Raw genomic sequence first — 621 nt, 5'->3', positions numbered from 1 at the left:
TGAGTCTCATACGGATGCTCGGGTCGAAAGGGAATCCCCAGGCGAGTAACCTGTTTGCGGTGATCCATTAGCTGCAGGAGCAGAATAGCATACATCTGGAAGCAAAGCCAGGAAAGCGGCCTATGGAGCTGTGCGGCAGCGCTCAGTAGGCAATTTTTCAAAATATTGTTAAGCCTTTTCTGAGCATGGTATTTTTCATGGTATTACCAATTAGCAGGAAAATAAGCCATTGAATATAAAAGATAAAAATGTCTTGTTTACAATAGAGTGGGATACAGACACGCTTGATATGTTTGGAGATGGGGTTCTAGGGATTTTCCCCTCTAAAAAGACATAATCCTCTGTAGACCACACCAATAAATGGCTGCGGAGGTGGGTTACTACTTATAAGTGTGGCAAATTAGGTAAATATCGTACATTTAATACGGAACAGCCCTGATATGGCCATCAAAAACGAAATTACTATTCTCACGAGAGCAGAACAGGCAGATCTTTATTCCCCACCCATTTTTTCAATCGAAGAACAACGTCTGTACTTTTCTCTGAACGATGCGGAATTGGCAGTTTTTCGGTCAATTCGTCTCAGAGCTCATAGATGTTACTTTGTCGCGATTTTGGGAT

The 621-nt window shown here is 42.2% G+C and carries 1 protein-coding gene; it reads left to right on the top strand.

Going from position 1 to position 621, the window contains the following annotated elements:
- Positions 1-440 precede the first annotated feature (440 nt).
- Positions 441-621 (top strand): DUF4158 domain-containing protein (locus R7E78_RS27980; RefSeq protein ID WP_318058867.1); only part of this gene is annotated, 181 nt, incomplete at its 3' end.

Source organism: Vibrio sp. YT-19(2023), assembly GCF_033337395.1.
Note: the sequence above shows the minus strand (reverse complement) of the source record. Positions and strands in the feature narration are given on the sequence as shown.